Here is a 26079-nt window from a genome sequence, read left to right as displayed (position 1 = left end):
GCAAGCTCGACTCTACGGGGCGGTGTTTCGAGGGCAAGAAAAAAGCCGAGCGTGGGCTCGGCTCTACAGAGAGTGCCTGGCGGGCGCGTCAGTCTTCGACGCGCAGCACCGCGCCCGGCTTCAGCACGCTGCTGCCGCTCAGGCCGTTCAGCGACAGCAGGGCCTTCACCGGCATGCCGTAGCGGCGTGCGATGGTCCAGGCCGACTCACCATCGCGGACGGTGTGGCGGCGGCTGCGCGGACGATCAGCGATCGCGGCAACGGTCTTGGCGGCCTGCGGCGTGGGCGCTGCGGCAGCCACCGGTGCGGCGCTGGCGACCAGCGCGGTCGCCGTCTCGGTTACCGTCGCATTGGCGGCCGAGACCGGCGCCAGCACCCGGGTGGTGCCCGAGGCGCGGCCACCGCCGGCCAGGGCCGGGTTGAGGCGGGTGATGCGGGCCGGGTCCAGGGCGCGCTGTGCGGCCCACTGCTGCACGCTGGTACCGGCCGGCAGGGTGTGGTCCTTCAGCACCGGTACGGTGCGGTCCAGCGAGGCCATTACGCCCGGCTGGTCTTCCACGTCTTCCAGCACGCAGGCCAGGGCATGCAGCTTCTCGACGTAGGCATAGGTGACCGGCGACAGGCCCGGCAGGGCGGACGGCTTGGCGTTCTGCGCGTTCATGCCGGCCTTGCGCAGCGATTGCAGCACGCGGTACTCACCGGCGTTGTAGGCCATCGTGGCCAGGCGCCAGTCGCCACCGAACATGCCGTGCAGGGTCTTCAGGTAACGCACCGCGGCCTGGGTCGAATCCACCGCCGACAGGCGGCCATCGTAGCCGTTGCTCATCGGTACGCGGTGGTTGCGTGCTGTGGTGGCGATGAACTGCCACAGGCCGGTGGGGCCGCTGCCGTTGCGGGCGTTGGGCCGGTAGCCGCTTTCCACGAACGGGATCAGGGCGAACTCGGTGGGCAGGCTGGCCTTGCGCAGCTCTTCGACCACATAGCCGAACAACACCAGGGCATCGTCATCCTGGTTGGCCAGGCGCGAGGGCGCATGGGCGAACTGCTTCTGCCAGCGCGGGCTGGTGGCCTCGGCGTCGCAGCTGGGCTCAGCCAGGCCGTCGCGGAAGCTGGTGAAGATCTCCTGGCCGTTGCGTACCGATGGTGCCGGCAACGCTGCCGGATCCAGCGGCAGGGCAGCAGCGGCGGTCAGGTTCTGGCTGATGCCGGCGCCCAGCGACTGCGCGCCCGCGTTCCCGGCCAACCCCAGGGCGAGCCCCAAGGCCAGCGTCAGACTTCGGCGCATCATGCGCGGAAGCCGTCTTTCCAGTGCCGGAGACCGGCCATCACGTCGACGTCGTCCACGACGTCACGGCCCAGGTGTGCCGACACCGACGCACGGATCGGCGCGGTGTGCACACGCAGGAAGGGATTGCAGTCAAATTCCTTGGCCAGGGTTACCGGCAGGGTGGAACGGTCATCGCGGCGCATGGCCAAAGCCTCCTCTTGGCGCTGCCACAGGGCAGCGTTGGCGGGGTCGACATGCCGCGCGAAGACGGCATTTGACACGGTGTACTCGTGGGCGCAACAAAGCAGCAGTTGCGCGGGCAAGGTACCCAGCTTGCGCATCGATGCCAGCAGCTGGGACGGCGTACCTTCGAACAGGCGTCCACAGCCCAGGCTGAACAACGAATCTCCGCTGAAAAGATGTTCAGCAGTGTGAAACGCGATGTGGCTGCGGGTATGCCCGGGCACGGATAGTACGTGGAACATCTGCCCCAATGCCTGAACGCGTTCACCTTCGCCGACCCGCTCGGTCGCGCTGGCGATGCGCTCTTCCACGGGAGCCACCACCCGCACGCCGGGAAAACGGGCCTGCAACGCGGGCACGCCGCCGATGTGATCGTCGTGGTGGTGGGTGAGCAGGATCGTGTCCACGCGCAGGCCCTGATCGGCCAGTGCGAGCACCGGGGCGGCATCGCCAGGGTCGACGACCACGGCCGCGCCGTCGTCGCCGCTCAGTGTCCAGATGTAGTTGTCCGCAAATGCGGGCAGGGCAGTCAGTCGCATAGAATTGGACCATGCCCGCGCTGCAGAGCACCCGTCAAGCGAGCCAGACCCCGTGGTTCGACAGCGAACCGGCGGCGGCCCTGCGCGTTCTGGAACGACAGTTGCTGTTGCCACAGCTGTCGGCGCTGCCTGCGCAGCCCTGGTTGTGGATCGCGCCGAGTGCGGCCTGGCTGGGCGACGCAGCACTGGGCGGGCGCGGCCTGCGCCTGTACCGGCAGGGGGGCGGCTATGCCGGCGATACCCGCTGCGCGCTGCCGTTGCCGCTGGCCAACGAGAGCGTCAATGCCATCGTGCTGCAGCATGTCACCGCCGCCGATGCGGACCGGCTGCTGGACGAGTGCGAACGCGTGCTGATGCCGGGTGGGCACCTGTGGTTGAGCAGCCTCAATCCGTTCAGCCCCTACCGCACGCGCTGGCGCCAGCATGGACTGGTGGTGCGCACGCCGCAGCGGATCCGCCTGCTTCTCGGCCGCCATGGCCTGGAGTGCGACGATATGCGTTACCTCGGCCCGCTCTGGCGCGGCGCCGGCAGCCGCCGAGCCGGTGGCTGGGCGCCACTGCGCGCCGCCTGCCTGTTCCATGCGGAAAAACGCACGCTGGCCCTGCCCGGGCCGAAACCGTTGCCGGTGCGCTGGCACGGCACCGTTGCTACCTGATCCTGGAGTTGTATTGAAAACCATTGAAATCCACACCGACGGTTCCTGCCTTGGCAATCCCGGCCCGGGCGGCTGGGCTGCGTTGCTGCGTTACAAGGGCCATGAGCGCGAACTGAGCGGCGGCGAAGCGCACACCACCAACAACCGGATGGAGCTGATGGCGGCGATCTCCGGGTTGGAGACGCTGACCGAGCCGTGCAACATCGTGCTCTACACCGATTCGCAGTATGTGCGACAGGGCCTGACCCAGTGGATGCCCGGCTGGATCCGCAAGAACTGGAAGACCGCCGGCGGCGATCCGGTGAAGAACCGCGAGCTGTGGGAGCGCCTGCATGCGGCCACGCTGCGGCACCAGATCGACTGGCGCTGGGTGAAGGGCCACTCCGGTGACCCGGACAATGAACGGGTGGATACCCTGGCCCGCAACGCGGCGATCCAGATCCGCGATTCCAGCCCGGTAAACTGAGCCCATGCGTCAGATCATCCTCGATACCGAAACCACCGGCCTGGAATGGAAGAAGGGCAACCGCATCGTCGAAATCGGCTGCGTGGAGCTGTTCAAGCGCCGCCCGACCGGCAACAACTATCACCAGTACATCAAGCCGGACTGTGAGTTCGAACAGGGCGCGCAGGAAGTCACCGGCCTGACCCTGGAGTTCCTGGATGACAAGCCGGACTTCGCGCAGATCGCCGATGAGTTCCTGGCGTTCATCGATGGTGCCGAACTGATCATCCACAACGCGGCGTTCGACCTGGGCTTCCTCGACAACGAACTTTCGTTGCTGGGCCCGCAGTACGGGAAGATCACCGACCGCTGCACGGTGATCGATACGCTGGTGATGGCACGCGAGCGCTTCCCCGGCCAGCGCAATTCCCTGGATGCACTGTGCAAGCGGCTGGGCGTGGACAACTCGCACCGTGCGCTGCACGGCGGCCTGCTCGATGCGCAGATCCTGGGCGATGTCTATATCGCGCTGACCTCGGGCCAGGAAGAGATCGGCTTCGGCCTGGGCGATGACGAGGGCGGTGGTGCCGGTGCGGCGCTGCACGCCTTCGACACCAGCAAACTGCTGCCGCGCCCGCGCGTGGTGGCTACGCCGTCGGAATTGGAAGCGCACACCGCGCGGCTGGAGCGACTGCGCAAGAAGGCCGGCCACGCCCTGTGGGATGGCCCGAAGGTGGAAGAGCCCGCCAGCGCGTAATGCCTGGGATGGGGTAGTGCCGGCCGCTGGCCGGCAGCTGCGTGATACGAGGTTTCCCGATGAGCCGGCCAGCGGCCGGCACTACCGTGAGTCAGTGGCAGCGCACCAGGATCACGCTGATGTTGTCGCGGCCGCCGCCATCGAGTGCGGCCGCCACCAGGGTGTCCACGCATTCCTGCGCGCTGGCATCGTCGAAGGCCAGGGTGCGTGCGATGCCACGGTCATCCACCTCTTCGGTGAGGCCGTCACTGCACAGCAGCAGCTGCATGCCCGGGCGCAGCTCACCGCTGGTGGTGGCCACATTCAGATGCGCCGGATCGGTCACACCCAGTGCCTGGGTGACCACGTTGCGGTGCGGATGTGCACGCGCCTGTTCGGCGGTCAGGTTGCCCTGCGCGACCAGCTCCTGCACCACGCTGTGGTCCTGGCTGAGCTGGGCCAGCTGGCCGTCGCGCCACAGGTAGGCACGGCTGTCGCCAACCCAGGCCACTTCATAACGATTGCCCTGCACGCGTGCGGCGACCACGGTGGTGCCCATCGGCAGCGTGTCATTGCGCCGGCGCGAGGTGCGGATGATCTCTTCATCGGCGGTGCGGATGGCCTGCACCAGCGGTGCACCGCGCCGCACTTCGCGGACGATGGTCTCGCGAGCCAGCGCGCTGGCTACTTCGCCGCAGGCGTGACCGCCCATGCCGTCGGCCACCAGCCACAGGGCCAGCTCGCTGTCACCGTAGTAGGTGTCCTCGTTGAGCTCGCGGCGCAGGCCGGGGTGGGTGAGGTGTCCGAATTCGATCATGGTGGGTCGTGGGCGGGGTATTGCGGGGGAGACAGGCATCATCGGGGGGCCGCCGGCATCCGGCAAGGCATGCGCCGAGGAAATTTTCACTTCATTGGCTGGAATGACTTGTCGCCGGCCTCACTTCCTCGTATGATGCGCGTCCCCGGTCCGCCGGGGACCACCCGGAGAGGTGGCAGAGTGGTTGAATGTACCTGACTCGAAATCAGGCAGGCGTTTATAGCGCCTCGGGGGTTCGAATCCCCCCCTCTCCGCCAGATAAAGAAAAAGCCGCCCTGTGGGCGGCTTTTTTCTTGGCCAACGTTCGGGAGATGCAGGTGGTGGTTGTAGTGATCGACACCTCTGATGCGGGGGGGAGAACCCCCGACGGGGTTCGACGGTTCTGCAGGAGCAGAACCGGACAGCCGTAGGCTGGCCCTGGAGCGCGCGGCGCGGAAGGGTCGGGTGCATGGATGCACCCGACAATCCCCCCTCTCCGCCAGATAAAGAAAAAGGGCTGCCGAAACGCAGCCCTTTTTCTTTATCTGGCGCGGGACGCGACGCGCTTTGCGCGTCGCCCCACACGTTGCTGCGCAACGCGTGGACCCCTCCCTTCGCCTGCCTCCCCCCGCCCCTGTCGGGGCGGCCCCTCAACAGAGGGGCTTGTTCCTCCAGATGCATCAGTAGAACCACGCCATGCGTGGATCCACCCATCCCATTGCGGGCCGCAGGTTAAACTGCCTGCATCATCTGCTGGAGCCTTCCCCATGACCGCTGAAATCCTCGTTCCCGTTTCTTTCGGCGAGCTGCTGGACAAGATCTCGATCCTGCAGATCAAGTCCGAGCGCATCAGTGACAAGGGCAAGCTGGCCAACGTGCGCAAGGAGCTGTCGGCACTCGACCAGACCTGGATGGCGCACCCGGCGGCGGTGAAAGACATCGCCCGGCTGCGTGCCGAGCTGAAGACGGTCAACGAGCAGCTGTGGGACATCGAGGACGATATCCGCCTGAAGGAAAAGGCGCAGGCGTTCGACCAGGGTTTCATCGACCTGGCGCGCAGCGTCTACCTGCGCAATGACGAGCGCGCACGGATCAAGAAGGCGATCAACCTGGCGCTGGGTTCGGCCTATGTGGAAGAGAAGTCCTACCAGGATTACGCGCAGCGCGGGTGAGGTAGACCCGCCGGGCGTGGCCCGGCGCTACCGATGATCCATCGACTCAGGTGAGGTGGTCCGCCACGTAGCGTTCGAAGGCGGCGATGCCGTCCTCGACGGTGATCAGTTCCATGACCTCGTCGAACTCGATCTTGGTGCCCCACTTCAGGTCGGCCGCCTGCTTGCCGAGGTACTTGCGCGCAGCATCGTCATAGCGGTCCACGCAGTAGCGGCGGTCCGAGTAGGGGCCGCTGCGGTGCGGATTGCTGGCCGCATGCAGGCCCAGCACCTTGGTGCCCATCGCGTTGGCGATATGCATCGGGCCCGAGTCCGGGGTCATCACCAGGTTGGCGCGGGCCAACAGGGCAGGCAGCTGCTTGAGCGTGTCCTTGCCGACCAGATCCAGTGCCGGTACAGGCAGCTGCGCCTGGATGGCATCGGCCATGCTGCGCTCCAGCTCGCTGCGGCCACCGCACAGCACGACCTGCCAGCCGCGCTGTGCGGCATGGATGGCCACGGCGGCATAGCGGTCGGCGTACCAGTTGCGGCGCACGTGGCTGGAACACGGCGAAATCATCAGCACCGGGCGACCGTCGTCCTGCCACTGCGCGGCAGCCCACTCATGGGCGGACGGCGGTACCGCCAGATCCCAGCTGACCTCGGTCTGGCGCAGGCCCAACGGTTCGCAGAAGCTGCCGATCGCATCCAGTACGTGGATGCCCGGGCGGTCGGGAATGCGTTCGTTGATGAAGAGCCCGTGCAGGTCCTTGGAGCGGCTGCGGTCGTAGCCGATGCGGCGATCGGCCGGAATGAAGGCCGACAGCAGATTGGCGCGGAATGCGACCTGCATCTGCAGCAACGCTTCAAACCGCCCCGGTGGCAGCTGCTTGCGCAGTTCCTTGACGCCGGCCATGCCGCTCTTCTTGTCGTAGGCGTGGAAGGTGACGCCCGGCACGCCATCGAGCAGCTTGTGGCCGGCCTTGTCGATGATCCAATGGATCGGCGTATCCGGGCGCGCGGCCTGCAGGGTGCGCACCAAGGGCACGACATGGGTGACATCGCCGAGTGCGGACAGGCGCAGGAGGCACAAGGATGAGGACGCTGATGCCATGTGTTGTTAGACTCAATGAAATGGTCGCATTCGACGCCAATGAAGCGCTGACGCCATGCCGCGAGGGTCGCGGCATCGGGGCCATTCTGTTCGACCGCGAGCGGCTGCGGCAAGCCGAGATCGGCCTGTTCTCGCCACAGCACTGGGGCAGCAGAGCCCGGCCGGTGGGCGAGGGTGGCCGTGGCAGTGCCTGGTTCGTCGATGCGCCGTTCGGCGCCAGCGTGCTGCGGCACTACCTGCGGGGCGGCCTGGCCGCCAAGCTCAGCCATGACCAGTACCTGTGGCGCGGCTCGGACCGGACCCGCAGCTTCGCCGAATTCCGGCTGATGCGCGCGCTGCGCGAAAAGAAGCTGCCCGTGCCCCGGCCGATCGCCGCGTTCTACATGCGCGAGGGCCTGCGCTACCGGGCTGCGATCCTGATGGAGCGGATCGAGGGCGTGCGCTCGCTGGCCGACCGTGCACTGGTGGCCGGCCGCGGCGCGCCGTGGGAGGAGACCGGTCGGCTGATCGCCCGCTTCCATCGTGCCGGGCTGGACCATGCCGACCTCAACGCGCACAACATCCTGTTCGATGGCAACGGCCACGGCTGGCTGATCGACTTCGACCGTGGCGTCATCCGTATTCCGGCCACCGCCTGGCGCGAACGCAATCTCAAGCGCCTGCTGCGCTCGCTGATCAAGCTGCGCGGTGAACGCAGCGTGGAAGACGTGCAGAAGGACTACGCGCGGCTGCGCCGCGCCTATGACATGGCCTGGAACCGGGGCACCTGATGGACTGGTCGTTGCGTTTCCTCGGCGTCGGCAATGCGTCGGCGGTCGAGCTGGGTTCGCCGATGTCGGTGATCGAACGCGATGGCCGGCCCTGGCTGACCATCGATTGTGGCGGCGAAGGCCTGACCGCCTTCAAGGCGCACTACGGGCACATGCCGCAGGCGCTGTTCGTCACCCATGTGCATCTGGACCACGTGGCCGGCTTCGAGCGGCTGTTCGTCGATACCTTCTTCAGTGCGCAGCGGCGTGGCAAGGTGCGCCTGTATGTGCCGGCCACGGTGGTGCCGCTGCTGCACAAGCGCATCGGTGACTACCCGAACGTGCTGGCCGAGGGCGGTGCCAACTTCTGGGACGCGTTCCAGCTGATCGTGGTGGGCGATGCGTTCTGGCACGAGGGGGTGCGCCTGGAGGTGTTCCCGGTGCGCCACCACTGGCCGGAAACGGCCTATGGCCTGCGCCTGCAGGGCGCGCTGACCTGGAGTGGCGATACCCGGCCGATTCCGGAGATGCTGGCCCGCTTCGCCAGCGACAACGAACTGGTCGCCCACGACTGCGGCCTGCACGGCAACCCGTCGCACACCGGCGTGGATGACCTGGAGCGTGAGTACAGCGCTGAACTACAGGCGCGGATGATGCTGTACCACTACGCCAGCGTGGCCGATGGTGCGGCGCTGGCCGCGCGCGGGCACCGTGTCGCGCAGCCGGGGCAGTGCGTGCCGCTGGCCAGCCCGACGGCGCCGCACGTGTCGGTGCAGGATCCGCCGTGAGCGGCACCGGCCAGCCCGCCGACGCGGCGCTGGCCGCTGAACTGGAGGCGCTGGAGCGCGCGCTGCATGCACCGCAGGTGCGCGCCGACAGTGAGCGCCTGGCTGCATTGCTGGACGAGGATTTCAGCGAGATCGGCAGTTCCGGGCAGTGTTATGGCCGTGCGGCCGCGCTGGCGGAGATCCCGCTGGCGCGGGCGCAGGTACTCATCGAGTCGGATCGGTACGCAGTGCGGCTGTTGGCCGATGGCCTGGCACAGGTGCGCTACCGCAGCCGCTATCACGTCGATGGGCAGGCGCAGCGCTGGGTGCTGCGCAGTTCGCTGTGGCGCCGGCACGCGCAGGGGGGGCGGGTGGTGTTCCACCAGGGCACGCCGGAGGCACGGTAGCGCCGGGGCATGCCCGGCGAGGGGCGCCAACCAAGGTTGGCAGCTACCCGGGCCGGGCGTGGCCGGAAAAGGCGGTGGCCCCGCCGGCTGGCCTCGGCGCCCGCGTCGATCGATACCGTTGCTGCCTTCCGGCCCTGGCGGGGTTTTCGACCTAGCGTCGCGAGGGGCCGACGGGGCCACCATAGAGACGTTGGCCGCCCGGTGGGCGGCCAGTTCACGGATCAGGGGAAGCAGCGCGGGTTGCGCCGGAGACCACAGCCGGACTGCGCATCGGCTGGCCGATGGCAGACGCGCATTCTACCGCACGCGCACGCACCGACGCCAGCTTCACGCACTGAATCGGCTGTAACCCGTTCCCGGCCACGCCGGCCGTGGCGGTTCCCCGTTGCTAGAATGCCGGCCAGGAGGAACGACCTCCCCCACATCGGGAATCAAAGACCAGGACGGCCTGGCCCTACCAAGAGGAGGGCCGTCATGGCCTGGATCTATCTGTTGTTCGCCGGCCTGCTGGAAATCGTCTGGGCCGTGTCCATGAAGCAGTCCGAAGGCTTCAGCAAGCTCACCCCCACCGTGGTTACCATCATCGGCATGATCGCCAGCTTCTGGCTGTTGGCGGTGGCCATGCGCAGCCTGCCGCTGGGGACCGCCTACACGATCTGGACCGGCATTGGTGCGGTCGGCGCATTCGTGGTCGGCATCGTTTTCCTCGGCGAACAGGTCAGCCCGATGCGGATTGGTGCGGCGGTGCTTATCGTTTCCGGCCTGGTCCTGATGAAACTCTCCAGCAGCTGAGGGTTAATCCCGGCTGGATTATGCAGGGCAGGGTCTGCCTGCTGTGAATATGCAATGTGCATTTTCGGCAAAATAGATTTACCCGCCCGTTTTATTTGACGCGCGTCATGAAATTTCGTTGGGTGATTCACGCGGCACTGGCGGCATCGGTCGCACAGTGCCGCCATTCGTCGCGCGGAATCGGGGAGTTTCCGAGCCGATGGATACGCTGGAGCGCCGCTCTCGATGCGCGCCCGCGTGAAGATGTGAAGATTTTCCGAAGTTAATGCGCCAGGCCTTGTTTCCGCAGCGGGAACCGGGATGGGCCGCATCGTCTTCAAAAAAACTGCCCGCAGTGCCATCCGGTCTTTTCATGGAGATTTACCGATGAACCGCATTTACCGTCTGGTTTTCAATCGCGCCCTCGGCGTAATGCAGGTTGCATCGGAGGTTGCCCAGAATCCGGGTGGAAGCGCAGTTTCCACCGGGAGGCCACCGCGCCTGCGGGCGCATCAGCTGGCGGTAGCGTTGGCCGCCACGCTGGCCAGTGGTTCGGCGTTCGCTGCGTGCACGGGAACCACTACGGTCAATTGCGATGGCGCAACCAACCTCACCAACTACGCCAATGGCACCAGCGGGCTGACCCTGAACATCGCCAGCGGTGCAGTGTTCAGCGTGCCGCCGCTGCTGGGCGGCAATGCGGTGACGCTGACCGGCAGCAACACCACGGTCAACAATGCCGGCACGATCGATCCGTCCCTGACCGGTGGGCTGAGCCTGGCCGCTGCCGGCCTGGTGGTCGGCAACAACACCGCCGGTGGCAGCACGATCACGGTCAACAACGAGACCGGTGGCCAGATCAAGGGCATCTTCAATATCGGTACCCTGTTCGGCTTCGGCGGTCAGGCGGTGACCGCGCAGAATGCTGCCGGTGGCACGACCACCCTGGTCAACGATGGTTCGATCGGAATGTCGCTGCTGGGCTTGGGGCAGGTGGCCGATGCAACCTCGGTGGTGACCTACGGCGGAGCACAGGCCAACGTGACCAACCGCGGCAGCATCACCGGCCGTGTCGGCCTGGGTGCTTCGGCCGGAAATACCTTCACCAATGCGGGCACGGTCAGCGGCAGCGTGCATCTGGGTGATTCCACCGGGGGCAATACCTTCACTGCCGTGGCTGGCTCCAGTGTCGCTGCGGGCGGTGGCCTGGCTGCAGCGGGCACGCTGGTGGGCGTGGCCGGCGTCAAGGTGGCGGCCGCCGGATTCGTCGACGCCGGCGCCGGTACCGGTGCGGCCAACAACACGCTGGTGCTGCAGGACAATGCCGGCAACAACGGACCGGCCACCAGCATCGGCTGGAGCAACTACGTCGGGTTCCAGAGGCTGACGGTCAACAGCGGCACCTGGAACCTGCAGGGACCCTGGTCGGGAACCGGCGCGATCACCCTCGGCGGCGGTCTGGTCAACTTCAACAGCAGCACTTCTTTCGGCTCCGGTCTGTTCACCGTCAACGGCGGCACCATCGCTGCCAGCGGCGCAGGCCTGGCGCTGGGCAACAATTTCACCCTCAACAACGCGTTGACCCTGGGCGGCACGCAGGGCTTCGCGTTGAATGGCGTGCTGTCCGGTGGCGGTGGCCTGACCGTCAACAACACGGGGGTGGTGACGCTGGGCGCTGCAAACCTGTTTGGCGGCGGCGTCAACCTCAATGCCGGCGGCCTGCTGCTGGGCAATGCCGGTGCGCTGGGCAGCGGCAACCTGACCGTCGGTGGCGCCGCCTCGCTCGATACCAGCGCCGGCTTCGTGCTTGGCAACAACCTGGTGATCAGCGGCAGCGGTTCGCTGAACCTGCTGGGCAGCAATCCGTTGTCATTGAACGGCTCGATTTCCGGTGCCGGCAATCTGGTCAAGAACGGTGCCGGCACTCTCACCTTGAACGGTGCCAATTCGCTGACCGGCAACTTCAGCCTTGCCGGGGGCTCGCTCGCGCTCGGCGCGGGCGGCAGCCTGTCACCCACCGGTGCGATGACGCTGGGCGTTGGCACCACGCTGGACCTGACGGCAGCGGCCAACCAGACCATCGGCTCGCTGGCCGGCCTCGGCGGCGCGGTCAATCTGGGCAGCCACACGCTGACCTTGGGCGGGCTGGGCAACACCAGCTACAGCGGCACGTTCGGTGCCGGCACGGGTGGTCTGATCAAGCTGGGGACCGGCGTGCAGACGCTGTCGGGTGTCAACAATCTCAGCGGCGGTGTTGCGCTCAACGCCGGTGGCCTGCTGCTGGGCAACAACGCTGCACTCGGCAGCGGCGCGCTCAGTGTGGGGGGCAACGTGAGCCTGGATGGCACCACCGCGCTGTCCCTGACCAATGCGATCACGCTGGGCGCTGGCGGAACGCTGAACCTGCTGGGCAACCAGGCGCTGACGCTCAACGGTGTGATCGGTGGCGTGGGTGGGCTGACCAAGAATGGCGCGGCAACGCTGACGCTCAATGGTGCCAATACGTTCGGTGGCGGGCTGGCGTTCAATGCCGGCAGCCTGGTGCTGGGTAATGCCGGCGCGCTGGGCACCGGTGCACTGAATGTCGGTGGCGCGGTGACGCTGGATGCCAGTTCGGCGCTGAGCGTGGGCAATGGCATCAACCTGGGCGGCGGTGCGTCGCTCAATGTGCTCGGCGGCAATGCACTGACGCTGGGCGGTGTCATCGGCGGCAGCGGCAGCCTGGTGAAGAATGGCGCCGCAACACTGACCCTGGGCGGTGCCAACACCTACACCGGCGGCACCGCCATCAATGCGGGCACGGTGGCGATCGGTGCCGGTGGCAGCCTGGCCGCAACCGGCGCGGTCACCCTCGGTGGCGTCGGCGCGGTGCTGGATCTGTCCGCCGGCGGCAACCAGACCGTGGGCGCACTCAGTGGCGTGGCCGGCAGCACGCTGGCGCTCGGCGCCACGACGCTGACCTTCGGCGACGCCACCAACCAGACCCTGGCAGGCGTCATCACCGGTACCGGCGGCCTGGTCAAGCAGGGGGCCGGCACGCAGACACTGAGTGGAGCCAACACCTTCAGTGCTGGCCTGAACCTGGCTGCCGGTGGGCTGGTGCTGGGCAACAACGGTGCCCTCGGCAGCGGCGCGTTGACGGTCAGCGGCAACGGCACGCTGGACGGCACCGCCGCGCTGAACCTGGGCAATGCGGTGAACCTGACCGGTTCGCTGACCCTGCCGGGCGCACAGAACCTGACCCTGGGCGGTGTGGTGGCCGGGACCGGCAGCCTGGTCAAGAACGGCGCTTCGGTACTGACACTGACCGGTACCAATACCTTCAGCGGCGGGCTGACGCTCAATGCCGGCAGCCTGCTGCTCGGCAACAGCGCCTCGCTCGGCAGCGGCGCACTGAACGTCAATGGTGCGGCCACGCTTGATGGCCTGACCGCGCTCAACCTGGCCAACAACATCGCCCTGGGCGGCGGCGCTTCGCTGACACTGCCGGGCAATCAGGCAACCACCGTTGGCGGCGTGGTCTCCGGCACCGGCGCGCTGGTCAAGAACGGTGCCAGCACGCTCACGCTCAATGGAGCCAATACCTTCAGCGGCGGCCTGTCGCTCAATGCCGGTGGCCTGCTGCTGGGCAATGCCGGCGCGCTGGGCACGGGGGCATTGAATGTGGCGGGGAACACGACCCTGGACAGCAGCGTCGCGCTCACGCTGGGCAATGGCGTGAACCTGACAGGCGGCGCGGTGCTGGACCTGCTGGGCAGCCAGGACGTGACGCTGGGCGGTGTCATCGCCGGAACCGGCGAACTGGTCAAGAACGGCGCTTCGACGCTGACCTTGAATGGCCCCAACACCTTCTCCGGTGGTGTCGGCCTCAATGCCGGTGTGCTGCGGCTGGGCAATGCCGGCGCACTGGGCACGGGCGCATTGGATGTGGGTGGCAATGCGTCGCTGGATGCCAGCGCCGCACTGAACCTGGGCAACAGCGTCGGCCTGGCCGCAGGTGCCAATCTCACCGTGCTGGGCAGCAACGACCTGACGCTGGGTGGGCCGGTGTTCGGCGCCGGTGGATTGATCAAGGACGGCGCGGCACGGTTGACCCTGAGCGGTGCCAACCTCTATGCCGGCGGCACCACCATCAACAACGGCACGCTGGCGCTGGGTGCCGGTGGCAGCCTGGCGGCGGGCGGCGATGTGACGCTCGGCAATGCCGGAGCGGGCTTCGACATTTCCGCGGCCGGCGGCAACCAGACCGTCGCTGCGTTGAACGGCGTGGCCGGAACCGCGCTGACGCTGGGCGGCAATTCGCTGACCTTCGGCAGCAATGCCAACGCCACCTTTGATGGCGTGGTCAGTGGCACCGGCGGCCTGGTCAAGACCGGTACCGGCATCCAGACGCTGTCCGGTGCCAACACGTTCAGCGGTGGCCTGGCGCTCAATGGCGGCGGGCTGGTGCTGGGCAACGCCGATGCGCTGGGGACCGGCGCGCTCGGTGTGGGTGGTACCGTCAGCCTCGACAACACGGTGGCGCTGAACCTTGCCAACGCGGTGAACTTCGGTGCCGGCACGCAGCTGACCCTGGGCGGCAGCAATGACGTCACCCTGGGCGGCGTGCTGAGCGGCAACGGCAGCCTGGTCAAGAACGGTGCTGGTCTGCTGACGCTCAACAACAGCAACACCTTTGGCGGCGGCCTGACCTTGAATGGTGGCGGCCTGGTGGTTGGCGCCAGCGGTGCGCTGGGCACCGGTGCGTTGAATGTGTCCGGTAGCACCACGCTGGATGCCGGCGCTGCGGTGACGCTGGGCAACGCCGTGAACCTGGGATCGGGCGTGGCACTGACCCTGCCGGGCAGCAACGCGCTGACCCTTGGCGGCATCGTGGCCGGCAATGGCAGCCTGATCAAGAATGGTGGTGCGACGCTGACACTGTCCGGCGCCAACACCTATACCGGTGGCACCACCGTCAATGCCGGCACGCTTGCGTTGGGCGCGGGCGGCAGCCTGGCGGCGGCAGGTGATGTCACGCTGGGCGCTGCAGGGGCGACCTTCGACATCTCCGGCGCAGGCAGCAGCCAGACCATCGGTGCGCTCAACGGCGTGGCGGGAACTTCGCTGGCCCTGGGCGGCAATTCGCTGACCTTCGGCAGCGCTGGCAACGGCGCGTTTGATGGACTGATCAGTGGTGGCGGCGGCTTGGTGAAGGTGGGGGCGGGTGTGCAGACCCTGTCCGGCGCCAACACCTTCGGCGGCGGCGTGACGCTCAATGCCGGCGGCCTGGTGCTGGGCAATGACGCGGCGCTGGGGACCGGCGCACTTACCGTCGGTGGCGCGGCCACACTGGATACCACCGCGCTGGCGACGCTGGCCAACAACGTTGTGCTCAATGCCGGGCTGACCGTGCTGGGCACCAACGCACTCACCGTCAACGGTGTGCTCTCCGGGACCGGCAGCCTGACCAAGAACGGCCTTGCAACGCTGACCTTGAACGGCATCAACACCTACACCGGCGGTACCAACATCAATGCCGGAACGCTGGCGCTCGGCGCCGGCGCAAGCCTGGCCGCAAGCGGAACCGTCAATCTCGCCACCGGCGCCACGCTGGACCTGTCGGCCGGCAACGGCACGCAGGTGTTCGGCACGCTGGTGGGCAACGGCACGGTCAACCTGGGGGCCAACAACATCGAAGTGGGCAGTGCCGCCAACGGCACCTTCAGCGGTTCGATCGCCGGCACCGGTGGCCTGACCAAGGTCGGCAGCGGTATCGAAACACTGACCGGCATCAACACCTACACCGGCGGCACCACCATCAACGCCGGCACGCTGGCGATCGGTGCCGGTGGCAGCCTGGCGGCGACCGGTGCAGTGAACGTGGCGGCGCCGGGGGCGGGCTTCGACATCTCGGCCTCCGGCGCCAACCAGACCATCGGTTCGCTGTCCGGCGTGGCCGGCTCGACGGTCAGCCTGGGCGCCAACACCCTGATCCTGGGTGGCGTCAGCAGCAGCACCTTCGATGGCGCGATCGCCGGTACCGGCGGGTTGGTCAAGAACGGCGCGGGCATTCTCACCCTCGGCGGCGCCAATCTGTTCAGCGGCGGCGTGGCATTGAACGGTGGCGGGCTGGTGGTCGGCAACAACGCGGCACTGGGCAGCGGTGCGTTGAACGTCGGTGCCGATGCGTCGCTGGACAGCAGCCTGGCGGTGACCCTTGGCAATGCCATCGACCTCACCGCCGGCGCCAACCTCAACCTGCTCGGCAGCAATGCGCTCACGCTGGGGGGTGTCATCAGCGGTGGCGGTGGCCTGATCAAGAATGGTGCGGCGACGGTGACCCTGACCGGCGCCAACACCTACACCGGCGGTACCACCATCAACAGCGGCACGCTGGCCATCGGTGCCGGCGGCAGCCTGGCCTCCACCGGCGCGGTGAATCTTGCCGGTGCCGGCGCGCTGGATATCTCCGGCGCTGGCAACCAGAGCATCGGTTCGCTGGCCGGTGTGGCCGGCAGCAGCGTGGCGCTGGGCGGCAACTCGCTGACCCTGGGCGGCGTGGCCGACAGCACCTACAACGGCGTGATCAGCGGCAGCGGCGGATTGATCAAGAACGGTGCCGGCGTGCAGACACTGACCGGCGCCAATACCTTCGGTGGAGGCGTCAGCCTCAACGCCGGTGGCCTGGTGGTAGGCAACAACGCCGCGCTGGGTACCGGCACGGTGACCGTGGGTGGCAATGCCACGCTCGATTCCAACAGCGCGATCACCCTGGGCAACAACTTCGTTCTCAATGCCGGCCTGACCGTGCTGGGCAGCAACGACCTGACCCTCAACGGCAGCCTCAGCGGCACCGGTTCGCTGACCAAGAACGGCCTGGCCACGCTGACCTTGAATGGCGCCAACACCTATACCGGCGGCACGTTCATCAATGCCGGCACGCTGGCGCTGGGGGCAGGGGCCAGCCTGCATGCCAACGGCATCGTCAACCTGGCCAGCGGCGCGACCTTCGATCTGTCGGCCGGCGCCGGTACGCAGCAGTTCGGCACGCTGATCGGCGACGGTACGGTGAACCTGGGCGCGAACACGCTGACCATCGGTGATGCCACCAACGGCACCTTCGCCGGTTCGGTGGCGGGCACCGGTGGGCTGATCAAGGAAGGCACCGGTACCCAGACCCTGACCGGCACCAACACGTTCACCGGCGGCACCACCATCAACGCCGGCACGCTGGCGATCGGCGCCGGCGGCAGCCTGGCGGCGAGCGGTGCGGTCACCCTGGCCAATGCCGGCACCGCGTTTGATATCTCCGCAGGCGGCAACCAGAGCATCGGTTCGCTGGCGGGCGTGACGGGCTCGGCTGTGTCGCTGGGCGGCAACACGCTCACCCTCGGCGGCGTCGGCAACACCGCGTTCAACGGTGTCATCGGTGGCACCGGCGCGTTGATCAAGGACGGCGCGGGCGTGCAGACGCTGGGCGGTGCGAACACCTTCACTGGCGGGGTCACCCTCAATGCCGGTGGCCTGGTGGTCGGCAACAACGCGGCACTGGGCAGTGCTGCGCTCACCGTCGCCGGCAACGGCACGCTCGATGCCAACGCGGCGGTGACCCTGGCCAACGATGTCGCCCTGGGCGCCGGCGCCAACCTGGACGTGCTCGGCAGCAACGATCTGACCCTGGGTGGCGCGATTTCCGGCGCAGGCGGCTTGATCAAGGACGGCCCGGCCACCCTGACCCTGACCGGCGCCAGCAGCTATACCGGCACCACCACCCTCAACAGCGGCACGCTGGCGGTGGGCGCGGGCGGCAGCCTGTCCGGCGCCAGCACGGTGAACCTGGCCGGCACCGGCACCCTGGACATCAGTGCCGGTGGCAACCAGAGCATCGGCGGCCTGGCCGGTGTTGCCGGCAGCACAGTGGCGCTGGGCGGTGCCACGCTGACCACTGGCGGCAACAACGCCAGCACCACCTTCGCCGGCGTGCTCAGCGGTACCGGTGGCCTGGTGCAGGGCGGTACCGGCACGCTGACCCTCAGTGGCGACAACACCTACACCGGGGGTACCACCGTCAATGGCGGCAGCACGCTGCAGATCGGCAATGGTGGCAGCACCGGTTCGGTGCTGGGCGACATCACCAACAACGGCAGCCTGGTCTACAACCTGGGTACCACTGCAACGGTGGGTGGCGTGGTCAGCGGCAGCGGCGGCCTCACCCAGGCTGGCAGCGGCACGCTGGTGCTGACCGGCAACAACACCTACACCGGCGGTACCACCATCAATGCCGGTGGCACGTTGCAGGTCGGCAATGGCGGTGCCAGTGGTGCGATCGTCGGTGACATCACCAACAACGGCGCGCTGGTCTCCAACGTGGCCGGCAACACCACGCTGGGCGGCACCATCAGCGGCAGCGGTGGCCTGACCCAGGCTGGCAGCGGCACGCTGCTGCTGACCGGCAACAACACCTATACCGGTGGCACCACCATCAATGCCGGTGGCACGCTGCAGGTCGGCAACGGTGGCGCGACCGGTGCAATCACCGGCAATGTCGCCAACAACGGCAGCCTGGTGTTCGACGTGGCCGGCAACACCACCGTCGGTGGCGCGATCAGTGGCAGTGGCGCGCTGACCCAGGCCGGCGCGGGTGTGCTGACCCTGGTCGGCAACAACAGCTACACCGGTGGCACCACCATCAATGCCGGTGGCACGCTGCAGGTGGGTAATGGCGGCGCCACGGGTTCGATTGCCGGTGACATCACCAACAATGGCGCGCTGGTCTCCAACGTGGCTGGCAATACGCAGCTGGGCGGCACCATCAGCGGCAGCGGTGGCCTGACCCAGGCCGGCAGCGGCACGCTGCTGCTGACCGGTAACAACACCTACAGCGGTGGCACCACCATCAACGCTGGCGGCACGCTGCAGCTGGGCAATGGCGGCGCGACCGGCTCGATCGTCGGCGACATCACCAACAACGGTTCGCTGGTGTCCAATGTGGCCGGCAACACCACGCTGGGCGGCACCATCAGCGGCAGTGGCGGCCTGACCCAGGCCGGCAGCGGCACGCTGACGCTGACCGGCAACAACACCTACACCGGCGGCACCACCATCAACACCGGAGGCACCCTGCAGGTCGGCAACGGTGGCGCAACCGGCGCGATCACCGGCAATGTCAGCAACAACGGCAGCCTGGTGTTCAACGTCGGTGGCAACACCACCGTCGGCGGCACCATCAGCGGCAGCGGTGGCCTGACCCAGGCTGGCAGCGGCACGCTGATCCTGGGCGGCAACAACACCTATACCGGTGGCACCACCATCAACACCGGTGGCACGCTGCAGGTCGGCAATGGCGGCGCCAGCGGTGCCATCACCGGCAATGTCAGCAACAACGGCAGCCTGGTGTTCAACGTCGGTGGCAACACCACGGTGGGCGGCACCATCAGCGGCAGCGGCGGCCTGACCCAGGCCGGCACCGGCACCGTCACTCTCACCGGCAACAACACCTACACCGGCGGCACCACCATCAATGCCGGCGGTACCGTGCAGGTCGGCAACGGCGGCGCCAGCGGCTCGATCACCGGCAACATCACCAACAACGGTGGCCTGATCATCAACACCGGTGGCACCACCACCCTGGGCGGCACCATCAGCGGTGGCGGCAGCATCGTGCAGGCCGGCCCGGGTGGCCTGAACCTGGGCGGCAACAGCGGTGGCTTCAGCGGCACCGGCCAGGTCACCGGCGGTGGTTTGAATGTCACCGGCACCATCGGTGGCCAGTGGACCATCGGCAGCGGCACCACCCTGTCCGGCACCGGCGCCATCGGTGGCGCCGGCGGTGGCGTGACCGTTTCCAGCGGCGGCGTGCTGTCGCCGGGCAATGGGCCGGGCAACGGCAGTGGCGCCGGCAACGGCACAGGTACGATCACCGTGGGCGGCAACCTGACCTTGTCGCCGGGCAGCACGCTGGGCATCGATCTGGGCGCCACCGGCAGCGATACCGTGCAGGTCGGTGGCAGCGCGACGGTGGGCGGCAGCACCGTGCAGGTGAACACCATTTCGCCCAGCACCAGCTACCAGCAGGGCCAGCAGTACACGGTGGTCAACGCGGCCGGTGGGGTGAGCGGGCAGTTCGCTTCGGCGACTTCGCCATCGGCGTTCCTGACCATCACGCCGGTATATACGGCCAACACCGCCAACCTGAAGATCGACGTGGCGCAGACCGCGGCGTTCACTTCGGTGGCCAACAGCCGCAACCAGTACAACACCGCGGCCGCGCTGGACAGCCTGCCGCAGAGTGGTCCGGCGCTGGGCCTGTACAACACGGTGCTGATCTATGACGCGGCCACCGCGCGCAGCGCGTTCGACCAGTTGTCCGGTGAAGTGCATGCGGCCAGCCGTGCGGTGCTGCTGTACGACAACTACCTGGAAGAGGGCATCCGCCAGCGCCTGGGCAGCGAACTGCCGACCGTGCGTGGCGAGCGCGCCTCGGCCTGGCTGGCCGGCAGCGGCAAGGTGTTCAAGCAGGATGGCGATGGCAACGGGGAGGAGATCCGCGCCAACCGCAATGCGCTGATGGCCGGTGTCGACTGGCAGCTGGGCGAGCACGTGGTGCTGGGTGCGGCAGCCGGCAATGAACGCCTGGATACGCGTCTGTACGATCGCAGCTCGCGCGCCCGCCTGCGTGGCAATACCTTCGGCCTGTATGCGCAGGGTGAGTGGAACAACGGTTTCGCGGTCGGTGGCAGCGTGTCGCGCGGTGACTACCGTACGCGCACCACGCGAGAAGTGCCGCTGCTGGGCCAGACCCTGTACAGCCGCCAGGATTCGGACGTGACCATCGCCCAGGTCGAAGGCAGCTGGACCTGGAGCCACGGTCGGACCCAGCTGCAGCCGTACGTGCAGTTCACCAAGCACTGGGTCGACAGTGATCGCGCAGTGGAGCAGGGCGGGACTGCCGCGCTGGTGCTGGAAGGCGGCAAGGACACGCTCAATGTCAGCACCGTGGGTGTGCGTGGCCGCTGGGATGTGGGCAGCGGCGAGCGCTTCCCGGCGCAGCTGACGGTTGGCCTGGGCTGGCAGCACGCGTCGGGTGATACCGACGTGGCCAGTCGCAACCGCTTCGCGGTCGGCGGCAATGCCTTCGATGTCTACAGCGCGGTGATGGCACGCAATGCGCTGGTCAGCCAGGTCGGCGTGGCGGTGGGTCTGGGCCGCAACAGCCAGCTGTCGATGTTCGTGCAGGGCCAGCACGGCGATGGTCGCCGCGATGTGGGCGGGCAGATCAACCTGCGCGTGGGCTTCTGAGGGGAGTAGGGCAGCAGGGGATCCACGCGCGGCGTGGATCCGGGCCGGGGCGGAGGACTACACCCTCCGCTCCATCTCCACGGCGTCGATCCCGGCGCCGTGGCCATCGGCTACCACCCGCGTCACCTGGAAGCCGAGGCCGGCGTAGAACCCCTGGGTGTGCTGGCTGGTGCTGAGCGTGATGCGGGTGATCGACCTGTCCGCTTCAGCCTGGTGCAGGCGCGCCAGGGCCAGTTCGCGGCCGATGCCCTGCCGGTGCAGCGCGCGTTCGACCATGCCCCAACAGAAGCCGGCACTGCCATCGTCGCGGCGCGAGAGCCCGCCACAGGCCACGATGCGGCCATCGCGCTCGATGACCTGGAACGCGCAGGCCATCGCCTGCTCACGCAGGAAGCGTTCGAAATCACTGCGCTCTTCGGGCGCGAAATACGTGGGCACGTTGCCCTCGAAGATCGACAGGCAGGCGTTGGCATCCGTGTGCCGGTAGAGTCGGAGTGTCATGCGCCCACGATAGACGATCGGCGGTAGAACCACGCCACGCGTGGATTCACTGCCTGGATGCCCTGCGTGTTCCCGCTTACGCCGAAATGCCGGCCAGCGTTGCGTACATCACCACGAAACTCACAAGGCACAGGTAGATTCCACCGATGATGAGATAGCGCACGAGGGTCAGCACCTTGTTGCCGCCATAGACGCATTGCTGCATCCACAGCAGGTAGATGGGAACGGCCAGCCACAGCAGCGCGTACAGCCACGAGCTGACCGCCGAGAACGCTGGCGAGGCGAAAGCCGTGCCCAGGCCGGCGATGAGGAACGTGGCCAGCAGCACCATCATCAGCCAGCAGTGGCTGTACAGCGCCACCACCAGGTGCTCGAGATAGCCCATCGCACGTGGGATGTAGGCCACTCGCAGGACCAGTGCGAAGACCGGCATCAGGAAGAACAGCGCGCCGGGCAGCGCGGTCAGGATCGCCTGCATGTACAGATCGGTCTTGCCGCCCATGCGCTGGATGTTGGCGTTGCCGTTCTGCAGGCGCTTGTTGAGCCATTTGTTGGCGAACTGTGGCCAACCAGCAATGACGATCGGATTGCGGTCGGCGTCCCACGGTTTGCCGTTGACGGTGTGGCCGAAGAACGAACCCCCGCCGGAGGCGGTGTCCTCACTGCCGGCATCCTGCTGCCCGCCGGTCAGCTCGGCGCGGCGTTGGGCCGCCGCAGCATTCAGCGCTGCCCTGGCCATCGCGAAGGCGGCCGGGCCGGCCGTGGCCGCGTCGGCCTGCTGCCGTTCGAGCAGGGTGATCTGCTCTGTGCGCAGCGCATCGACCTGTTCGACGGTCGTGGCGCGGGCAAACAGGGCGTCGTGTCCACCGCCGCTGCTGATGCCGAAATCGTCGACATGCACGAACAGCTTGCCGATGAAGAAGGTGAACAGCGTGAGGATCACGAACAGGCGCAGCGGCTGTACATAGCCGACCCGGCGGCCGTTGAGGTAGTTCAGCGCGATGCGGCCGGGTATCCACAGATCGCGCAGCGTGCGGAAGATGCGTCCATCCAGATGCCAGAATGATTCGAACACCTCCTCGATGGCATGGCCCACGTGCTTGAGCGGGTTGTGCGCCGATTGCCCGCAGCGATGGCAGTAGTGGCCCTGCAGGGCGGTGTTGCAGTTCTCGCAGGCGGCGTGCGCGCTGTCAGTCGAGCTCATGGGCGATGGGCGACGCGTCGGATTGAAGGCGCCTACGATAGCGAATTTTCAGGGTTCGTTCAGTTTTGTTTGAGGGGGTGTCCGGGGCGTTCAGAACACGGTGGAGCGCATCCACGCGTGGCGTGGATCTACTGGAGGAACAAGCCCCCGACAGGGGCGGGGAGAGGCAGGCAAAGGGAGGGGCCAATCGTTGCGCAGCAACGTTTGGGGCGAAGCGCGCGCAGCGCGTTTCGCGTCCCGCGCCAGATAATCAGGAAAAGGCGTCTGCCAGATCGGGGGCATCCGGTGGCGCGCCATCCACGCATGGCGTGGATCTACTGATCCGTCTGGAGGAACAAGCCCCTCTGTTGAGGGGCTGCCCCGACAGGGGCGGGGAGAGGCAGGCAAAGGGAGGGGCCCAATCGTTGCGCAGCAACGTTTGGGGCGAAGCGCGCGCAGCGCGTTTCGCGTCCCGCGCCAGATAAACAGGAAAAGGCGTCTGCCAGATCGGGGGCATCCGGTGGCGCGCCATCCACGCATGGCGTGGATCTACTGATCCGTCTGGAGGAACAAGCCCCTCTGTTGAGGGGCTGCCCCGACAGGGGCGGGGAGAGGCAGGCAAAGGGAGGGCCCCAATCGTTGCGCAGCAACGTTTGGGGCGAAGCGCGCGCAGCGCGTTTCGCGTCCCGCGCCAGACAAATAAAAAAGGCCACCCGAAGGGCGGCCTTTTTTATTTGTCTGGCGGAGAGAGGGGGATTCGAACCCCCGAAGCGCGGTTTAGACGCTTACACACTTTCCAGGCGTGCTCCTTCAACCACTCGGACACCTCTCCGGATCCCTGCCATCGGCAAACGCCTCAGCAGGGGCGCAGATTCTAGCGGGCGGCGCGGCAGGACACAAGCACCCCGATCAGGGATGCATCCCGGGGCGTTGAAGGCGAGAGGGCTGGACAGGCATGGCACAATGGAACATCCGATGGAAAACGGTGGCCTGATGTCCTATCTCGTCCTTGCCCGCAAGTGGCGTCCGAAGCGTTTTGCCGAGCTGGTGGGCCAGGAACACGTGGTCCGTGCGCTCAGCAACGCGCTCGACAGCGGCCGGGTCCACCATGCGTTCCTGTTCACCGGCACCCGCGGCGTGGGCAAGACCACCATCGCGCGCATCTTCGCCAAGTCGCTGAACTGCGAACAGGGCACCAGCGCCGACCCGTGCGGCCAGTGCGCGGCGTGCCTGGACATCGACGCCGGCCGCTATATCGACCTGCTGGAAATCGACGCTGCGTCGAACACCGGTGTGGACGACGTACGCGAGGTGATCGAGAACGCGCAGTACATGCCCTCGCGCGGCAAGTACAAGGTCTACCTGATCGACGAAGTGCACATGCTGTCCAAGGCGGCGTTCAATGCGCTGCTGAAGACGCTGGAAGAACCGCCGGAGCATGTGAAGTTCCTGCTGGCTACCACCGACCCGCAGAAGCTGCCGGTCACCGTGCTCAGCCGCTGTCTGCAGTTCAACCTCAAGCGCTTGGACGAAGACCAGATCCAGGGCCAGATGACCCGCATCCTGGCCGCCGAGGAGATCGAGGCTGACGGCAGTGCCATCGTGCAGCTGGCCAAGGCCGCCGACGGCAGCCTGCGTGATGGCCTGTCGTTGCTCGATCAGGCCATCGCCTACGCCGGTGGTGCGTTGCGCGAGGACGTGGTGCGCACCATGCTGGGCACGGTCGATCGCACCCAGGTGACGGCCATGCTCGATGCGCTGGCCGAGGGCGATGGCCCGCGCCTGCTGCAGGTGGTGGCCGCGTTGGCCGAGTTCTCGCCGGATTGGAGTGGCGTGCTGGAAGCGCTGGCCGAAGGCCTGCACCGCATCCAGGTGCAGCAGCTGGTGCCCGGTGCCGCGACTGCGGAAGGTCTGGATGCGGCTGCATTCGCCGAGCGCCTGCGCCCGGAAGTGGTGCAGCTCTGGTACCAGATGGCGCTCAATGGCCGTCGTGACCTGCCGCTGGCGCCGAGCCCGCGCGCGGGCTTTGAAATGGCCGTGCTGCGCATGCTGGCGTTCCGTCCAGCCGCAGCGGTGCCGCCAGTGCCGAAGTCGGTCGATGCTGCTGGCGGTGGCGTGCAGGGCGGCACTGCTGCCGGTGGTGGCGCCGCTGCCCCCGAAGCGGCGCCGGCCGCCGCTGGCGCCTCGGCCGCCCAGGCCGCAGCGCAGACGCCCGCGCCGGTACAGGCTGCGCCGCGTGAGCCTGAACCCGAACCTGAGCCGGCCCCGCAACCGGAGCCGACACCCGAGCCGGAGCCGGAACCGGTTCCGGTCGAAGAGCCCGTGTCGCCGCCGCCGCTGAAGGCGGAGGCGGCGCTGCCGACGGCCAACCCTGACGCTGGGGCGGGCGATGATCTGCCGCCGTGGGCCACCGACGAAGCCGAGGCCCGTGATGCGGCGCTGGTGGCCGAGATGGCGGGCCCGGATGCGGCCATGGTCGCGCCCTGGCACGAGCCGCCGGCCCCGGCCGTCGCGCCTGCTGAACCCGCGCCAGCCGAGCCGGGGCGTCCGTTCCGCGCCGAAGGCATTGCCATCGCGCCCGCCGAGCCCGCTTCGACGCTCGAGGTCGCCGCGCAGGAAGGTGTCAGCGAGCTGGCCACGGCTGAAGACTGGCTGGATCTGGTGGCCAACAGCGGCCTGAGCGGCCCGTCGCGGCAGCTGGCCGCCAACGCCGCGTTCATCAGCTGCCAGCACGGGACCTTGAAACTGGGCCTTTCGCCCGGATTTGAATACCTGCGTTCGGAGCGCGCGCTGACCGCCCTGGGCGAGATGCTGGCCAAGGCGCTCGGCCAGGCGCCGAAGATCGTGGTCGAGACCGTGGAGACCGAGCACGTTCCGGCCGAGACCCTGCACCAGCGTGCCGACCGCCAGCGTGGCGAGCGGCAGCAGCTGGCAGAGGCTGTTTTCATGGACGACCCGGAAGTGCAGGTGCTGATCCAACAGCACGGTGCGCGGGTCGTTTCCGATTCCATCCGTTCTTTTGACGAGTAAGACACCATGCGCGGAAACATCGCCCAACTGATGCAGCAGGCCCAGAAGATGCAGGAGAACCTGCAGAAGGCCCAGGAAGAAATCGCCAAGATCGAAGTGACCGGCAGCGCCGGTGGCGGCATGGTCAGTGTGACCCTGACCGGCGCCAAGGAGTGCCGCAAGGTGCGCATCGATCCGTCGCTGACCAGCGATCCGGAAATGCTGGAAGACCTGATCGCCGCTGCCTTCAACGACGCATCGAACAAGATCGATGCCGAGTCGAAGTCGAAGATGGGTTCGGCCACCGCCGGCATGCAGCTGCCGCCGGGCATGAAGCTGCCGTTCTGATAGCGGGTAGCGTCGAGCTTGCCTGACTGCCTTCCTCGTAGCGTCGAGCTTGCTCGACTGCATGCATGAAGCAGTCGAGCGAGCTCGACCCTACCAAGCCCCTCAGTCGAGCAAGCT

17 protein-coding genes, 2 tRNA genes and 1 other RNA gene are annotated in these 26079 nt (G+C 67.4%); 12 read left to right on the top strand and 8 right to left on the bottom strand.

Going from position 1 to position 26079, the window contains the following annotated elements:
• Window positions 1–88: 88 nt before the first annotated feature.
• Together AC5YGJ_RS02140 and gloB are read right to left on the bottom strand one after the other, a co-directional pair.
• Window positions 89–1288: a lytic transglycosylase domain-containing protein gene (locus AC5YGJ_RS02140; protein WP_107230007.1), complete on the bottom strand. Its 1200-nt coding sequence runs from the start codon at window positions 1286–1288 to the stop codon at window positions 89–91.
• Window positions 1285–2049, bottom strand: a complete 765-nt coding sequence (gene gloB, locus AC5YGJ_RS02135) for a hydroxyacylglutathione hydrolase (protein WP_496185582.1) — start codon at window positions 2047–2049, stop codon at window positions 1285–1287. Before gloB ends, AC5YGJ_RS02140 begins: the two co-directional genes overlap by 4 nt.
• Before the next feature lie 11 nt (window positions 2050–2060).
• Here gloB and AC5YGJ_RS02130 point away from each other — a divergent pair, with 11 nt between their 5' ends.
• From AC5YGJ_RS02130 to dnaQ, 3 genes are read left to right on the top strand one after another with little or no spacing between them, the layout of a single operon-like run.
• A complete protein-coding gene (locus AC5YGJ_RS02130) occupies window positions 2061–2705 on the top strand; it encodes a methyltransferase domain-containing protein (RefSeq protein WP_496185581.1) in 645 nt (214 codons plus the stop codon).
• 13 nt (window positions 2706–2718) lie between these two features.
• Window positions 2719–3171 (top strand): ribonuclease HI, encoded by a 453-nt coding sequence (gene rnhA / locus AC5YGJ_RS02125; RefSeq protein WP_014036151.1) that lies wholly within the window; start codon window positions 2719–2721, stop codon window positions 3169–3171.
• A gap of 4 nt (window positions 3172–3175) precedes the next feature.
• Complete coding sequence (gene dnaQ / locus AC5YGJ_RS02120) at window positions 3176–3907, top strand: DNA polymerase III subunit epsilon (protein WP_249844875.1); 732 nt, start codon at window positions 3176–3178, stop codon at window positions 3905–3907.
• 91 nt (window positions 3908–3998) lie between these two features.
• Here the strand turns inward: dnaQ and AC5YGJ_RS02115 are convergent, their stop codons facing one another.
• Window positions 3999–4703: a PP2C family protein-serine/threonine phosphatase gene (locus tag AC5YGJ_RS02115; protein WP_107230011.1), complete on the bottom strand. Its 705-nt coding sequence runs from the start codon at window positions 4701–4703 to the stop codon at window positions 3999–4001.
• A 166-nt stretch (window positions 4704–4869) separates the two neighbouring features.
• Here AC5YGJ_RS02115 and AC5YGJ_RS02110 point away from each other — a divergent pair.
• Together AC5YGJ_RS02110 and AC5YGJ_RS02105 are read left to right on the top strand one after the other, a co-directional pair.
• Window positions 4870–4960, top strand: a tRNA-Ser gene (locus AC5YGJ_RS02110).
• A gap of 489 nt (window positions 4961–5449) precedes the next feature.
• Window positions 5450–5854, top strand: coding sequence for a DUF6165 family protein (locus AC5YGJ_RS02105; RefSeq protein ID WP_496185580.1), 405 nt, complete (start codon window positions 5450–5452; stop codon window positions 5852–5854).
• Window positions 5855–5900: 46 nt separating this feature from the next.
• Here AC5YGJ_RS02105 and AC5YGJ_RS02100 read toward each other — a convergent pair whose 3' ends face one another.
• Window positions 5901–6947, bottom strand: coding sequence for a glycosyltransferase family 9 protein (locus AC5YGJ_RS02100; protein ID WP_496185579.1), 1047 nt, complete (start codon window positions 6945–6947; stop codon window positions 5901–5903).
• 20 nt (window positions 6948–6967) lie between these two features.
• Between AC5YGJ_RS02100 and AC5YGJ_RS02095 the strand changes: the two genes are divergently transcribed.
• From AC5YGJ_RS02095 to AC5YGJ_RS02085, 3 genes are read left to right on the top strand one after another with little or no spacing between them, the layout of a single operon-like run.
• Window positions 6968–7717 (top strand): 3-deoxy-D-manno-octulosonic acid kinase, encoded by a 750-nt coding sequence (locus tag AC5YGJ_RS02095; protein ID WP_057496945.1) that lies wholly within the window; start codon window positions 6968–6970, stop codon window positions 7715–7717.
• Window positions 7717–8484, top strand: a complete 768-nt coding sequence (locus AC5YGJ_RS02090; protein WP_496185578.1) for an MBL fold metallo-hydrolase — start codon at window positions 7717–7719, stop codon at window positions 8482–8484. Before AC5YGJ_RS02095 ends, AC5YGJ_RS02090 begins: the two co-directional genes overlap by 1 nt.
• The gene (locus tag AC5YGJ_RS02085; protein WP_496185577.1) at window positions 8481–8870 is read left to right on the top strand and encodes a nuclear transport factor 2 family protein; all 390 of its coding nucleotides are present in this window, start codon (window positions 8481–8483) and stop codon (window positions 8868–8870) included. The genes AC5YGJ_RS02090 and AC5YGJ_RS02085 overlap by 4 nt, the downstream gene beginning before the upstream one ends.
• An 83-nt stretch (window positions 8871–8953) precedes the next feature.
• Here the strand turns inward: AC5YGJ_RS02085 and ffs are convergent.
• Window positions 8954–9044: signal recognition particle sRNA small type (ffs, locus tag AC5YGJ_RS02080), an RNA gene on the bottom strand.
• Between the two features lie 300 nt (window positions 9045–9344).
• Here ffs and AC5YGJ_RS02075 point away from each other — a divergent pair.
• Both AC5YGJ_RS02075 and AC5YGJ_RS02070 read left to right on the top strand, forming a co-directional pair.
• Entirely contained in the window at window positions 9345–9662 is a 318-nt protein-coding gene (locus tag AC5YGJ_RS02075; RefSeq protein WP_107230015.1) for a DMT family transporter, read from the top strand.
• Window positions 9663–10028: 366 nt separating this feature from the next.
• The gene (locus AC5YGJ_RS02070) at window positions 10029–20921 is read left to right on the top strand and encodes an autotransporter-associated beta strand repeat-containing protein (RefSeq protein ID WP_496185576.1); all 10893 of its coding nucleotides are present in this window, start codon (window positions 10029–10031) and stop codon (window positions 20919–20921) included.
• Between the two features lie 57 nt (window positions 20922–20978).
• On the opposite strand, the gene AC5YGJ_RS02065 is transcribed toward AC5YGJ_RS02070, so the two are convergent.
• The 3 genes from AC5YGJ_RS02065 to AC5YGJ_RS02055 form a co-directional block, all read right to left on the bottom strand.
• Window positions 20979–21422: a GNAT family N-acetyltransferase gene (locus AC5YGJ_RS02065; RefSeq protein WP_496185575.1), complete on the bottom strand. Its 444-nt coding sequence runs from the start codon at window positions 21420–21422 to the stop codon at window positions 20979–20981.
• 76 nt (window positions 21423–21498) lie between these two features.
• Window positions 21499–22626 (bottom strand): DUF3667 domain-containing protein, encoded by a 1128-nt coding sequence (locus tag AC5YGJ_RS02060; RefSeq protein ID WP_496185574.1) that lies wholly within the window; start codon window positions 22624–22626, stop codon window positions 21499–21501.
• Between the two features lie 718 nt (window positions 22627–23344).
• A tRNA-Ser gene (locus AC5YGJ_RS02055) sits at window positions 23345–23437 on the bottom strand.
• Window positions 23438–23580: 143 nt separating this feature from the next.
• On the opposite strand from AC5YGJ_RS02055, the gene dnaX reads away from it, so the two are divergent.
• Together dnaX and AC5YGJ_RS02045 are read left to right on the top strand one after the other, a co-directional pair.
• The gene (gene dnaX / locus AC5YGJ_RS02050) at window positions 23581–25635 is read left to right on the top strand and encodes a DNA polymerase III subunit gamma/tau (protein WP_496185573.1); all 2055 of its coding nucleotides are present in this window, start codon (window positions 23581–23583) and stop codon (window positions 25633–25635) included.
• A gap of 6 nt (window positions 25636–25641) precedes the next feature.
• A complete protein-coding gene (locus AC5YGJ_RS02045) occupies window positions 25642–25962 on the top strand; it encodes a YbaB/EbfC family nucleoid-associated protein (protein WP_005408298.1) in 321 nt (106 codons plus the stop codon).
• The last annotated feature ends 117 nt before the right edge of the window (window positions 25963–26079 follow it).

The sequence above is a fragment of the Stenotrophomonas sp. CS3K5 genome (assembly GCF_059515225.1).
The sequence above is the reverse complement of the archived record's forward strand: the minus strand, read 5'-3'. Positions and strand labels throughout refer to the sequence as shown.